The 14,473-nt window shown below is 68.4% G+C and carries 9 protein-coding genes; 8 read left to right on the top strand and 1 reads right to left on the bottom strand.

The features are described 5' to 3' along the window. The first annotated feature begins 122 nt into the window (after positions 1–122). Together ABZ717_RS02205 and ABZ717_RS02200 are read left to right on the top strand one after the other, a co-directional pair. The gene (locus tag ABZ717_RS02205) at positions 123–3,362 is read left to right on the top strand and encodes an efflux RND transporter permease subunit (RefSeq protein WP_358504237.1); all 3,240 of its coding nucleotides are present in this window, start codon (positions 123–125) and stop codon (positions 3,360–3,362) included. A gap of 219 nt (positions 3,363–3,581) precedes the next feature. After that, entirely contained in the window at positions 3,582–3,776 is a 195-nt protein-coding gene (locus tag ABZ717_RS02200) for a hypothetical protein (RefSeq protein WP_358504234.1), read from the top strand. A gap of 102 nt (positions 3,777–3,878) precedes the next feature. Here ABZ717_RS02200 and ABZ717_RS02195 read toward each other — a convergent pair whose 3' ends face one another. Beyond that, positions 3,879–4,376, bottom strand: coding sequence for an ATP-binding protein (locus tag ABZ717_RS02195; RefSeq protein WP_358504231.1), 498 nt, complete (start codon positions 4,374–4,376; stop codon positions 3,879–3,881). Between the two features lie 631 nt (positions 4,377–5,007). On the opposite strand from ABZ717_RS02195, the gene ABZ717_RS02190 reads away from it, so the two are divergent. From ABZ717_RS02190 to ABZ717_RS02165, 6 genes are all read left to right on the top strand, one after another. Then, entirely contained in the window at positions 5,008–6,558 is a 1,551-nt protein-coding gene (locus ABZ717_RS02190; protein ID WP_358504228.1) for a family 2 glycosyl transferase, read from the top strand. Between the two features lie 603 nt (positions 6,559–7,161). Next, complete coding sequence (locus ABZ717_RS02185) at positions 7,162–8,142, top strand: ABC transporter permease (RefSeq protein WP_358504225.1); 981 nt, start codon at positions 7,162–7,164, stop codon at positions 8,140–8,142. A gap of 82 nt (positions 8,143–8,224) precedes the next feature. Beyond that, on the top strand, positions 8,225–9,130 hold the full coding sequence (locus tag ABZ717_RS02180) for an ABC transporter permease (protein ID WP_358504222.1): 906 nt from the start codon (positions 8,225–8,227) through the stop codon (positions 9,128–9,130). 15 nt (positions 9,131–9,145) lie between these two features. Beyond that, on the top strand, positions 9,146–11,314 hold the full coding sequence (locus ABZ717_RS02175) for an ABC transporter ATP-binding protein (protein ID WP_358504219.1): 2,169 nt from the start codon (positions 9,146–9,148) through the stop codon (positions 11,312–11,314). 70 nt (positions 11,315–11,384) lie between these two features. Further along, a complete protein-coding gene (locus ABZ717_RS02170) occupies positions 11,385–13,100 on the top strand; it encodes an ABC transporter family substrate-binding protein (RefSeq protein ID WP_358504216.1) in 1,716 nt (571 codons plus the stop codon). Between the two features lie 201 nt (positions 13,101–13,301). Next, entirely contained in the window at positions 13,302–14,465 is a 1,164-nt protein-coding gene (locus tag ABZ717_RS02165; RefSeq protein WP_358504213.1) for a pectate lyase, read from the top strand. Positions 14,466–14,473: the final 8 nt, after the last annotated feature.

The following is a 14,473-nucleotide window of genomic DNA, read 5'->3' as shown; positions in this document are numbered from 1 at the left end:
GAACCGTCCCATCACCCGGCGAGCTAGGAGCGAGCACCTCTCATGTCCAGACCGGCCATCACGGCACACGGCGAGCGGTACCCGGACGGACCCACCGCCCCCCACGCGGAAGGGATGCGCGCGTGAACCGCCTTTCGGTCATATCGCTCGGCAACCGGGCGCTGGTCCTCCTCATCACGCTGGCCGTGCTGCTCTTCGGCACCTTCGCCGCGCTCTCGGCCAAGCGCGAACTCTTCCCCGAGATGACCCTGCCGATGGTGATGGTCTCCGCCCAGTACCAGGGCGCGACCCCCCAGGTCGTCGAAGGACAGGTCACCGAACCCCTCGAACAGGCGCTGCAGGGCGTGGAGGGCATCGACACGATCACCTCCACCTCCAGCACCGGTTCGGCGCAGATCATGGCGGAGTTCGACTACGGCCGCGACCAGGACGCACTGGTCCGCGAGGCCCAGGTCGCCGTCGACCAGATCGCCGGCATGCTCCCCGAGGACGTCGATCCCTCAGTCATGTCCATGAGCATGGACATGATGCCGGTGATGCTGTTGGCCGCCGCCTCCGACAACGGCGACGAGCAGGCGATGGCGTCCACCATCGAGAACGTGCTCATCCCCGAACTGGAGTCGGTGCCCGGCGTCCGTTCGGCCGACCTGACCGGTCTGCCGGAGGAGCGCGTCGAGATCACCCCCGACGAGGACGAACTCGTCGACGCGGGCGTGAGCGTCCAGGACCTGTCCAACGCGCTGGAGTCCAGCGGCCTGCTCATGGCCGGCGGCTCCATCGACGAGGACGGTCGCAGCCTCAGCGTCACCACCGGCGACCAGCACACCGACCTCGAAGCGATCGAGGACCTGTGGGTGCAGCCCTCCGCGGGCGCCGCCGACGAGTCGGCCGCGATTCCCGGCGCCCCGCCGGCCGCGGCACCCTCCGCGGTGCGGCTCTCCGAGGTCGCCGACGTCGAGATGGTCACCGAGGATGCCTCCTCCATCGCTCGACTCGACGGCAACCCCAGCATCGCCCTCATGGTCATGGCGACCCCCGACGGCAACACCGTCGAGGTCTCCGACGGCGTCCAGAACGTGCTCGATGAGCAGTCCGACCTTCTCGGTGACGACGTCGAACTCGCCGTCGTCTTCGACCAGGCACCCTTCATCAACGACTCGATCACCGACATGTTCGAGGCCGGCGGTTACGGTCTCGTCGCCTCGGTCATCGTGATCCTGGTCTTCATGCTGTCCATCCGCTCCACCCTGGTGGTGGCGGTGTCCATTCCGGTGTCGGTCCTGGCGGCCTTCGTCGGCATGCAGGCCTTCGGCTTCACCCTGAACATGCTCACCCTGGCCGCGATCACCATCGCGATCGGCCGGGTGGTGGACGACTCCATCGTCGTCCTGGAGAACATCCGTAGACACATGGACTACGGCAAGGAACGGATGTCGGCCGTCAAGGACGGCGTCCGCGAGGTCGCCACGGCCGTGGCCTCCTCCTCCTTCGCCACCATCGCCGTGTTCCTGCCCCTGGCCTTCGTCGGCGGCATGGTCGGCGAGATCTTCATGCCGTTCGCGGTCACCAGCAGCCTGGCTTTGGCCGGTTCGCTCCTGGTCGCGCTGACCATCACGCCGGTGCTGTGCTACTGGTTCCTGCGGCCCGCCGAGGTCGGGGACGTCCCGAGCGAGGAGATCGAGCGCAAGGCGCACGAGCGCGAGATGCACACCCCGCTGCAGCGCGCCTACCTGCCGGTCATCCGCTGGATCACCACCAAGCGCAAGACCGCCACCGCGGTCACCCTCGCGGCCAGTGTCGCGATCCTGGTCGGCACCGTCGCCCTGGCCGCCACCTCCGAGACCGACTGGCTCGGCCAGGCCGAGGAGAACAGCTACACCGCCATCCAGGAGCTCGAACCGGGCACCTCCCTGGAGGCCGCCGACGCCGAGGCCGCCAAGGTCGAGGAAGCACTCGCCGGAATGGCCTGGATCGACACCTACCAGGTCAACGTGGGTGGCAACCCGATGATGGGCGGTGGGGCCGCCGACCAGATCGACTACACGATCACCGCCGACCCCGACACCGACCAGTTGCGCAACCGCGAGGTCCTGCGCGACACCTTCGCCGACCTGGACACCGAGCACGAACCGCGCCTGGACTCCACGGGCGGTATGGGCGGCTCCGGCATCGAGGTGCGGGTCACCGCCGAGGACCAGACGACCCTGGCCGAGGCCGCCGAGCTGGTGGAGGACGAGCTGCGCGCCATCGACGGCGCCGACGACGTCACCAGTGGTGTCTCCGAGTCGCAGCCCTCCCTGGAGGTGCACGTCGACGGTGAGGAGGCCGCCGAGCAGGGGCTGAGCGAGGCCGCGGTCGGCCAGACCGTCGCCGCCGCCTTCAACGGTCAAAACGTCGGCACCGCCACCATCGACGACATCCGCCGCGACGTGGTCGTCCTGGTCCAGGACGCACCGCAGACCGTGGCCGAGCTCGAAGAACTGCCGATCGCCACGCCCACCGGGCAACTGATCGAGCTCACCGACGTGGCCGAGGTCGTCGAGGTCCAGCAGCCGCCGGAGCTCACCCGCATCGACGGTGTCACCAGCACCACGGTGTCGGCCAACCCGAGCGCCTCCGACCTGGGCGCGGTCAGCGCCGAGATCACCCAGGCCCTGGACGGGCTCAGCCTGCCCTCCGGCGCCACCGCCGACCTGGGCGGTGTCAGCCAGGACCAGACCGAGGGCTTCGCCCAGCTGGGTCTGGCCCTGCTCGCCGCGATCGTCATCTGTTACCTGATCATGGTCGCGACGTTCAAGAGCCTGATGCAGCCGCTCATGCTGCTGATCTCGGTCCCGTTCGCCGCCACCGGTTCGCTGGGTCTGCTGTGGCTGACCGGAACCCCGATCGGCGCCGCCGCCCTGATCGGCATGCTCATGCTCATCGGCATCGTCATCACCAACGCCATCGTGTTGATGGACCTGATCAACCAGAACCGCAACAAGGGCATGGAACTGGGCGAGGCCATCGTCGAGGGTTCGCGCCACCGCCTGCGGCCCATCCTGATGACCGCGGTCGGCACCATCGCCGCGCTCATCCCGATGGCCACGGGCCTGGCCGGTGGCGGAGCGTTCGTGTCCGCACCCGTCGCCCTCGTGGTGATCGGTGGTCTGATCACCTCGACGCTGCTCACCCTGATCCTGGTGCCCGTCCTCTACCAGCTGGTCGAGGTGCGCCGGATGAAGCGTGAGGCCAGGGGGCAGGCCCGCTACGAGCGTCGCCGCGCCAAGGCCCGTGCCAAGGCGGGGGTCGACACCGCCACGGGTGAGGCCGACCGGGTGCCTGAGGAGACCTCCTCAGAGGACTCCGGCCACGGTCGCTGACCCGAGCGCGACCGACGAGAAGGGGGCGTCCCGCACACCACGTGCGGGGCGCCCCCTTCGTCGTCCGTGCCCGTAGCGGTGACATCGTCGCGACACGCCCGGAAGCGGGGGTGGACCAAAGTCCGGAAACCCCTGTGAATCAGGGGATCTCGGACGCTTCCTCTGTGTCACCGGTATGTCGATTTGTGCTATCCGCGCACTCCAGGCAGGCTTCCCCCCATGGATGACGCGAAGAAGAACCTCGAAGACCTGCTGCGCGACGAGCTCGGAGACGAGCCCTCGCAGGAGGCCAAGGACTACGCCCGCGAGCTGTACGAGCGCTTCAAGCTCCCCGCCACCGACCCCGCCACCGCGAACCCGGCCCCGGCCGCCCCCGCGGCCCCGACCGAACCCGCCTCCGGCTCGGAGGGCTGAGTGCCCGACGCCCTCGGTACCGTCACGGAGACCACGGGGCCACCGTTCGGGCGCCAAGGTGTCTCCCGTAACCCATTGCCGACCTAGGGCGCCCGAACACCCCTAGGGACAGGGACGGTCGTCGCCGTCCCATTCGAGTTCGAACCACACCTGGCGGCCTCGGCCGTCAAGTCGTGGCTCGGTGCCCCATTTGCTGGCGAGCGCCTCCACCAGGTCGAGCCCCCGGCCGTGCTCGGCCGTGTCGTAGGGGTCCCGATGCTGGGGCAGGGGCGCTTCCGTCGTGCTGCCCAGGTCGCGCACCTCCACGCGGGCCCAACCCGGCGCCAGCCGCACGCACACCTCGAACTTGCCGGTGTCGCACCCCGAAGCGCTGTGCCTGATGGCGTTGGTGGCGAGCTCACTGGTCAACAGCGTCGCCGTGGTCAGTTCCGGTGACTCGGCCAGTTGCCTGGCCACGAATCTGCGAGCGTAGGAGATCTGGCTCGGCAGACCGGGAAAGCGTCTGCGGGCCGGTCTGGGAATGGACCCCGTACGGGCGGAGCGTCGATCGCCGCCGTCCTGTCGGGTGGTGGCGTTCTGGGTGCTTCTGGACTCTGCCATGGGTCTCGCCGGGCGTTGGGAACGGTGGAGAGGGGCCGAAGTCGAGTGGTCGTGGTCCGAGGGCGCGGAACGAGGGGTGGCGGTCTCACACATGTGGGTTCACTCCCCGGGGATGTGTGTGCGCGGGCAGGGCTGATGGGAAGCCTGGCCCTCGGAGCGTCCATGCCCTTTGTGGGTCACGGCGCGTGGACACACGGGGCGAAGCCCCCTGGGTCAGGGAGGGAAGCGTCTCGGTATCGCCGGGAGTGCGGTACGAGGGCGGCGACATGTGTCGGCGGCGAAGCCGCGGGGCTTCACGCCGTGTGGTGGTGGGGCCTGCGGGCAGCCCATGGGCGATGGTCATGTCCGGTGTTCGGTGTGCCCTACGACACTGAAGGGCCTACTCGCGCTCAGCATACGCTCCGTGCCTCCCTGGAAACCCAGTCGACCTGGTTCGGACAGGGTAACCCTGCCTGAACTGGATAAAGGGGGGATGAAGTGGTCCGGGACGGTCCTCGACCGTTGGATCGAAGCGGGGAACGGCGCTCCGGCGGACTCTCGTAACAAGATAACAATTAGATGACACTGGGTCGAATTTTGCCACTTCGTCCACTCTTGCGTGTGTCCATCATCACGGGCCAAGGTATGGGTCATGGCCGTGCCAACCCCCGAACCACTGCCCATGGGTCTCGGTGTCGAGATCGATCGCGCCGTCCGGTTCACCGACGAGGGCCACGTCCTCGTCGGTGGGTCCCCACCCCACGCCCTGCGGTTACCGGCCGAGGGCGTGAGCTCGGTGATCCGCCGGCTCAGCGGGGCTCGGCCCGACCATCACCATGAACGCGTGCTGGCCCGGATCCTCGTGGACGCCGGACTGGCCCACCCACGCCCCGAACCCACCGAACCCGGAGCCGACACCCAGGTCGTCCTGGTCGGGCACGGCGTCGACATCGACTCCGGCGCGTTGGACGCGACCCTGACCCTCCTCCACGCCGAGCACCCCCACGTGCGCGTGCTCGTGGTCGGCGTGACCGGAGCGGCCGAAGAGGTGGCCCTTCGACACGGTGCGCGCGTGGTCCGGGGGCCCACGGAGGGCGCCGCCGCCCGGACGGTCGGGCTGTGGGCCTGCGACGCCGAGTTCGTGGCCTTCCTGGACATCGGTTCCGAACCCGGACCCGGTTGGCTCCGCGCCGCGCTCGGCCACTTCGCCGACCCCGACGTCGCGGCGGTCGTGCCGCGTGTCCTGGCCGCTCGGGAACCCCACGGGAACCTGGGCATGACCATCGCGGCCCTGCGGGCGTCGGGCTCCGACCGTGGCACGGACCCCGGGCCGGTGCTCGCCTCGACCCCCTTGGAACCGTTCCGTGCGCTGGTGGTGCGCCGCGAACCCACCCGGTCGGACCCGGCCCTGGGCGCGGTCGCCGAGGCCGACCTGGTCTGGGCACTGGCCGGGCGCGGCTGGTCGGTGCGGTACGAACCCCGCTCCCGGGTGCGGATGCCCATGACCGCCGGACTCGGCGCCTACCTGCGCGCGCGTTGGGAGTTCGGGGCGGCCGGAGCCGCGTTGGCCCGACGTCATGGCCTGCGTGCGACCGGTCCGCGGGTCTGCCCGACCGCCCTGGCCGCCGTGGCGCCGGCCGCGGCCGGACACCCCCTGATCGGGCTCACCGTGGCCGCCGCGGGGGTTGTGGCCACGGCCGGGGCCCTGCGCTCGGGGGTGGCCTTGTCGCCGGTGGACGCGGTGCGTCCCGGGTTGGTGGAGTCCGCGCACACGGTGCGGGCGCTCGCGCGGGAGGTGCGGACGACCTGGTGGCCGGTGTCGGCGGGGGTGGCCGTGGGCGGTGCGTTGGCCTGGGCGCGTGGTCGCTCTCGGAGCGGTGGGGCCGGCGCGGGTCGAAGGGCGGGTCGTCGGGCCTTGGTGGCGGGCGCGTTGCTGACCGTGCCGCATCTGGCCTCCTGGCGACGCCGACACGGTGCCGCGCTGGTGGGTCCCCTGGCGTGGACGGGGTTGTCCGTCGCCGGGGACGCGGCGTGTGCGTTCGGTACCTGGTGGGGGGTACTGCGTTCCGGTTCGGTGGCCCCGCTGGTACCACGTCCCCGACCGCCGGTGTCGACCACGTCCTTGGTATCCCGGCAGGTGGGAGGGGGTCCTTCGATCCCCTTGCGCAAGTCCGGGTCAACCTCCATCGTTAGCGAGCATTAACTCGTGTCACACACGGTGAAAATATTCGAGTGTTCGGCGGCCGGGCTTCGGGGTCCCCGATGCCGGTTCTCGTGACCCTGCGTGATATTCGGCCTCGTCTTCGGGGGAGCGACGTCGCTCCGGTGGGCCTTGTTCCGCGTGTGGCGTGAGCGCCGACGTTTCCGTGGGCGAGGGTCGCGGAGAGCCCGGTTTTTGTAAACGCCGTTTACCGAATTGCCCCCTGGTGGGTGAAGTCTCCCCAGTTCAGGATGTATATAATGACGAAGTGTGTTCGCCTGGGTGCTGTCTGTGTAGAATTCGACATTTCACCAAGTGCTTGCGGTCCAAATCGCCACCGTTGTCCTTTCTTGATGCGTCGGTTACCGGCAAGTGTCTAGACGTCGCGCAGACTCTTGACATTCCGGTTACGGAACGTGAATCGGATGTCAGTGTGTTTCTTCGATCACTGGGAGTGACCCTCGTGGGGTCGGGAGACCGCGAACGCTTAGCCGTCCTTACGGTTGGAGCGCGAGCGAACCCCTGCCCGACCCGGATCACTCCCAGTGGTGGTGACTCACAAGCACAGATCAAGCGCCGGGCTCGGTGTGAGGTTCGGAGATAGTTTTGGGCAAGTTCCTGGCCAGGCGGCTGCTGAACTACGTCGTCCTGATTTTTCTGGCGACGAGTTTCGCGTACCTTCTCGCGGCCACCAACCTGCAGCCGCGCGTGTACTTCGAACAGATGCAGCCGCCACCGGCGCCCGAGGTCGTCAACGCCCAGCTGGACACCCTCAACCTCAACGACCAGACCCCGCTCGCCGAGCGATACGTCACCTGGCTCAAGGGCGTCGTCACCGGTGACTTCGGCAAGAACATCCAGGGCGGCGACGTCTCCGCCCAGATGTGGATGAAGGCCGGGGTCACCCTGCGGCTCATCACCGTCGCCACCGTCCTGGGCAGCGCGCTGGGCATCGCCATCGGCGCCTACGCCGCCGTGCGTCAGTACCGTGCCTTCGACAAGGCCGCCACCGGCGCCTCCTTCTTCGTGCTGTCGATCCCCACCGTCGTCATCGCGATCGTCATCCAGGTCATCGCGGTCGCGATCAACGACGGGCTCGGCTTCACCTTCCTCAAGTACGTCGGCGAGTACTCGGCGGGCTTCCAAGGAAACGCGTGGGAGCTGCTCCTCAATCGGATCCACCACGCGATCCTGCCGACCCTGGTGCTGGCACTGGCCCTGTTCGCCGCCTTCGCCCGCTACCAGCGCAACATGATGCTGGACGTCCTCGGGTCGGACTTCGTGCGCACCGCCATGGCCAAGGGACTCACGCGACGCCGGGCGCTGTTCAAGCACGCCCTGCGCACCGCGCTGATCCCCACCATCACCTACTTCACGTTCACCTTCGGCGCCCTGGTCTCGGGTTCGACCTTCACCGAGAAGATCTACGGCTGGCACGGCATGGGCGCCTGGCTCATCGACTCCATCTCCCGCCAGGACGTGCACGTGGTCGCCGCGGTCTCCTGGTTCATGGCCGTCACCATCATGGCGGCGTCGTTCCTCTCGGACATCCTCTACGCCTGGCTCGACCCCCGGGTGAGGGTGTGACGATGTCCCGCGACCCCGAACCGACCAGCCTCCTCGCGCCCCACAAGGGTGCCCCCGCAGCAGCTTTGTTGGAGACCACGCCATGACCACCGTCACCGAGACGACACCGGACGTGCCCACCGCGCCACCGGCACCCAACCGGTTCAAGGACATCGCCCGCCAGCTCATCGAGACCCGACGCGTCATCGTCGGCATCGTGATCCTGGTGCTGCTGACCCTGTTCGCCTTCCTCGGGCCGCTGATCAGCGCTTGGGGAGTGGGAGAGCGGGACTACACCGCGCTCCTGGAGGGGATCTCACCCGATCACTGGTTCGGCACCAACCGAACCGGCCAGGACATCTTCACCCAGACCACGGCCGGTCTGCAGAAGTCGATGCTCATCGGCCTGCTGGTCGCGCTGATCTCCACCGCGATGGCGGCCGTCATCGGTGCCTTCGCCGGCTACTTCGGCGGGTTCACCGACAAGGCCCTCACCTGGATCGCCGACCTGGCCCTGGTGCTGCCCAACTTCGTCATCCTCGCCATCCTGTCCCGGCACTTCGTCGGCAACGGAGGTTGGCTCATCCTGGTCATCCTCCTGGCGGCGTTCAGCTGGATGGTCACCTCCAAGATGGTCAGGGGACTGACCATCTCGCTCCGTGAACGCGAGTACATCCATGCCGCCCGCTTCATGGGCGTCCCCTCGCACAAGATCATCTTCCGGCACATCCTGCCGAACATGTCGTCGCTGCTCATCGCGGACGCCACCATCATGGTCAGCGCCGCGATCATCGGCGAGACCGCGCTGAGCTACTTCGGTCTGGGCGTTCAGTCGCCCGACATCAGCCTGGGCGTGGTCATCGCCGACGGCGCCTCGTTCGCCACCACGGCGCCCTGGGTCTTCATCTTCCCGACGGTGCTGCTGGTGCTGCTGGTCCTGGCCGTGAACATGATCGGGGACGGGCTGCGCGACGCCCTCGACCCCGCCGCCAAGTCGCGTCGGTCCTAGGGGGAAGACACACCAATGAGCACCGAGACCATCGTGGAGAACGAGTCCACGAACAACGACGACACGGCCCGCACCCCGGTCCTGGAGGTCAGCGACCTCACCGTCACCTTCCCCGGGATGAACAACAACCCCGACGTCAAGGCGGTGCGCGGCGTCAGCTACGCCGTCCACTCCGGTGAGGTCCTGGGCATCGTCGGCGAGTCCGGGTCCGGCAAGTCCGTCTCCTCCATGGCCGCGATGGGGCTGCTGCCCGAGCACGCCGAGATCACCGGTTCCGTGCGCCTGCACGGTGAGGAGCTCCTCGGCAAGAACGACAGGGAGATGGCCCGCAAACGCGGCAAGGTCATCTCGATGGTCTTCCAGGACCCGTTGTCGGGCCTGACACCCGTGTACACCGTGGGCGACCAGCTGGCAGAGGCCTTCCTGGTGCACAACCCCAAGGCTGGCAAGGCCAGGGCCCGGAACCGCGCGGTGGAACTCCTGACCCTCGTGGGCATCCCCAACCCCGAGGCGCGGTACCGCTCGTTCCCGCACGAGTTCTCCGGCGGCATGCGCCAGCGCGTCATGATCGCCATGGCCATGGCCAACGACCCCGACGTCATCATCTGCGACGAGCCCACCACGGCCCTGGACGTCACCATCCAGGCGCAGATCCTGGACCTGCTCCGTACCGCCCAGCGCGAGACCGGGGCCGCGATCGTCATGATCACGCACGACCTCGGCGTCGTCGCCGGGTTCGTGGACCGACTGTTGGTCATGTACGCGGGCCGTCCCGTGGAGATCGGCAGCGTCGACGAGATCTACTACGGCAGCCGCATGCCCTACACCATGGGCCTGCTCGGCGCGGTCCCCCGGATGGACCTGGAGGACCAGGGCGCGCTGGTGCCGATCAAGGGCAATCCGCCGTCGCTGTCCGACCTGCCCCCGGGGTGCCCCTTCGCTCCGCGTTGCCCCATCGCCCGGCCCGAGTGCGATGAGGCCGAGCCCGAGCTGCTCACCATCGGCTCGCGCGCCTCCGACACCGACGTGGACCAGGACGAGGACACCGACGCCCAGCGTGTGGCGTGCGTCCGATCCGCCGAGATCGAGGCCGGCGGGTGGACCGCCCAGGACATCTACCCGGTGCCGGAGATCCCCGAGCCGGTGCGCGCCACGGGCGACCGGGAGGACCTCGCCGAGGTGCTGCGGGTCCAGGACCTGATCAAGCACCACCCCCTGATGAAGGGCGCGGTCTTCAAGCGTCGCGTCGGCACGGTGTACGCCGTGGACGGTATCGACTTCGACATCCGGGAGGGGGAGACCCTCGCCCTGGTCGGGGAGTCCGGTTGTGGCAAGTCCTCCACCCTCATGGAGGTCATGAGCCTGGACCGGCCACAGCGCGGCGGCGTCGAGGTCATGGGCCGTGAGGTCGGCACGCTCTCCCGAAGCGAGAGGTTCGGGCTGCGTCGCGACATGCAGATCGTGTTCCAGGACCCGATGAGCTCCCTGGACCCGCGTATGCCGGTCTTCGACATCATCGCCGAGCCGCTGCGCACCCACAAGGTTCCGGTGAGGGAGGTCACCGAGCGCGTCTACGAGCTCATCCGACTCGTCGGACTGAACATCGAGCACGCCACCCGCTTCCCCGCGGAGTTCTCCGGTGGTCAGCGTCAGCGCATCGGCATCGCCCGGGCCCTGGCCCTGGAACCCAAGCTCCTGGTCCTGGACGAGCCGGTCTCGGCACTGGACGTGTCCATCCAGGCGGGTGTGATCAACCTGCTGGAGGAGCTCCAGGCCAAGCTCGGTCTGGCCTACCTGTTCGTGGCGCACGACCTGTCCGTGGTCCGGCACATCGCCGACCGGGTGGCGGTCATGTACCTCGGCAAGATCGTGGAGATCGGCGACACCAAGTCGATCTACACCCGGCCCAGTCACCCCTACACCCAAGCCCTGCTGTCCGCCATCCCCGTTCCGGACCCGGAACGGGAACGGGCACGCACGCACATCGTTCTGGAAGGGGACCTCCCCAGTCCCGCGAATCCGCCCTCGGGTTGCAGTTTCCGAACGAGGTGCCAGAAGTTCATCACTCTCTCGGAGTCCGACCAGGAGCAGTGCATGAGCGTCGAACCGACGATCCGTCCCACCAACGGTGGGGACCAGGGATCCGCCTGCCACTTCGCGGAACGGCGTAGCGACCTTGTCTGATCCACGGTTCGAAGGCACGGCCGGTGCCGCCCCGCGCACCGGTCACACCATCCCTAGGAGGGAAATCCCCATGCGTATCGGGAAGGCGCGTTACCTCGCCCCCGCTTTCGCTCTGGTGCTGTTGGCCAGTGCCTGCGCGAGCGACGACGGCCAAGACGAGGGCGACGCCCAGGCAGAGCAGGCGTCCCTGCCGGCCGACGACCTCAACCCCGCGGACCGCGACGACCTCAAGGACGGAGGTGACTTCATCTGGGCCCTGAGCGAGTACGAAGAGCAGCACAACATGCACCACGTCCAGGGCAACAAGGGCGACGTGCGTCGTGTCATGGCGGCGGTCATGCCGTCCCCGATGCGCTTCGACGCCGAGGGCGGGTTCGCCGCCAACGAGAACTACGTCCTCGACTACGAGGTGAGCGACGACGGTCTGGAGACCGACTTCGTGCTCAACCCCGACGCGGTGTGGTCCGACGGTGAGCCCATCACCTGGGAGGACTACGAAGCCCTCGCCACCACCATGAAGGGTGAGCGCGGCAGCGAGTTCGAGATCCTCTCCAGCACCGGCTACGAGCGGATCGACGAGATCGTCGAGGGTGAGGACGAGTACTCCTTCACCATCAAGTGGAGCGAGCCCTTCGGCGACTGGCCCACCCTGTTCTCCCCCCTGTACCCCAAGGAGTACATGGAGGACGAGGAACTCTTCCTGGAGGGCTACGACAAGGACATCCCCGTCACCGCAGGTCCGTTCGGTGACGTGGAGTTCGACGACGTCGCCTCCCGCATCACCGTTCACAAGAACGAGGACTGGTGGGGCGACGAGGCCAAGCTCGACCGCATCATCTTCGCGGGCCTGGACACCAACGCCCAGTCCGGTGCCTTCGCCAACGGTGAGGTCGACGCCTTCTACCTCGGCTACGACGCCGCCGGCTACGAGCGCGTGAAGGACATGGAGAGCGAGGGTGCCTACTTCACCCGCGCCGTCAACCACGGGCACCGCTTCACCGCGCTGAACGGCTCCAGCCCGCGCCTGGAGGACAAGAAGGTCCGACAGGCCGTCGCCCTGGCCATGGACCGCGACACCATGGCCGAGGTCGCCCTCGGCGCCGTGGACTGGCCGATCACCGGTGAGGTCAACCGCCTCCTGCGCTCCAGCCAGAACGGTTACCAGGACAACAGCGGTGACCTGGGCGAGCGTGACCTCGACCGCGCCGCCGAGCTCCTGGACGAGGCCGGCTGGACCCTGGAGGACGGTGAGGAGGTCCGCACCAACGAGGACGGCGACAGCCTGACCCTGGCCTACGTGGCCTCCGAGGGCATGGACCTGGCCGTCGACGAGGGCGAGATGACCCAGCAGATGCTCGCCGAGGTGGGCATCGAGGTCGACGTCCAGCAGGTGCCGGCCAACGCGCTCTTCTCCGAGTACGTGACCCCCGGCAACTACGAGTTGGCCACCTTCGTCTACACCGGCACCTCCCCCTTCTCCTCCGACTCCAAGGGCAACTACGGCATGCCCGTGGACGAGGAGGGCGAGAACTGGGGCGCCAACGTCAGCCGTTACTCCGTCCCGGAGGTCGACGAGCTGTTCGACGAGATGGCGGTGGAGACCGACCCGGACGAGTACGCCCGGATCGCCAACGAGATCGACGCCCTGCTGTGGGAAGAGGTCCTGACCATCCCGCTGTTCGAGCGTCCCGGTTTCTGGGTCATGAAGGACGACCTGCACAACTTCGGTGAGTTCGGTCTGGCCGCCGACTTCGTGTACGAGGACATCGGCTGGGCCGCGGAGTAACCTCCACGGTCGCCTCCGACCTCCGGGCGCGGTGAGCGTCCCGGCGGCCCCGAACACCACCGAAAGGGCGTCGTCCCCCGAACAAGGGGGCGGCGCCCTCGCTCGTGCGCGGCCGGGGACCGCCTTGCCCACGCTCTCCCCGGGCCTGAGAGAATCGGTACGATTCGACCCCCTCCCTCCCCGCTCGTTGGAAAGTTCCAGATGCGAATCCACCCCCTCGCCGCGTCCTGTCTCGCGGTCCTGCTGTGTGCGGCCCTGGTCTCCTGCTCCCGTTCCGAGGAAACCGCCGAGAACACCGAGACGCCCACCGGCGCGGCGGTGAATCCGGACCCGGAGGACGCCGACGAGAGCAGTCCACCGCCGCAGGAGCCAGAGGAGGAACGGCCCTACGGCGCCCCGGTGGGTTGGGCGGCCGAGCCCGGAACGGTGGAGGCGGTACCCGGCCAGGACGGCCAGGACGGACAAGACGGCCAAGACGCCGATGACGGCGAAGGCGGCGGGGACGGTGCGGAGGCCGAGGAGGCCGAGGAGACCGAGGAGGGCGCCGAGGGCCAGGACGCCGAACATCCCGGGGTGACCGGTGGCGCCGAAGGGGAGACCGTCACCGCCACCGACGCCGACGACCTCGCCGAACACCTCTCCTCCGACGAACCCCTCGTGGTGGAGGTCGAGGGCGACATCGACCTCGACGGCACCATCGCGGTCGGCTCCGACAAGACCGTCCTGGGGGTGGGCGAGGGCGCCGAACTGACCAATGGCCGACTGGACGTCGACGGCTCCACGAACGTCATCGTGGCCAACGTCGGCATGGACGTGGACGGCACCGCCATCGCCGTCCACGGCGACGCCCACCACGTGTGGGTGGACGGCTCCACCTTCACCGGTGAAGGCGACGCCGCCCTCGTCATGGTGACCGACGGCGCCGACCACGTCACCCTGTCCTGGAACCACTTCGTCGAGGCCGAGGCCGCCGTCACCATCGGCTCCGCCGAAGACGACACCGGCGCGCTGCGGGTGTCGGTCCACCACAACTTCTTCGACGGCACCACCTCCCGGCACCCGCGCGCCCGCAACGCCGAGCACGTCCACGTGTTCAACAACTACTTCCGGGACAACCCCGAGTACGGGGTCAGCTCTGCCCAGGGCTCCAAGGTGCTGGTCGAGGGCAACTACTTCGAACGCACCCCACTGTCGGTCTCCAGCGAGGACGACGAACCCGGCGACGTCGTCACCCGCGACAACCTGCTGGTCGACTCCGAACAGCCCGAGTTGCGCGGCGAGGTCCCCGACCCGCCCTACGCCTACGAACTCGACGACACCGTCAGCGTCCCCGACCTGGTCACCGCGCGAGCCGGAGCGCTCTGAGCCGGTCG

It is taken from the genome of Nocardiopsis sp. NPDC006832 (genome assembly GCF_040635885.1).
Lineage (GTDB): Bacteria > Actinomycetota > Actinomycetes > Streptosporangiales > Streptosporangiaceae > Nocardiopsis.
This window is presented reverse-complemented; position numbering and strand designations above follow the sequence as displayed.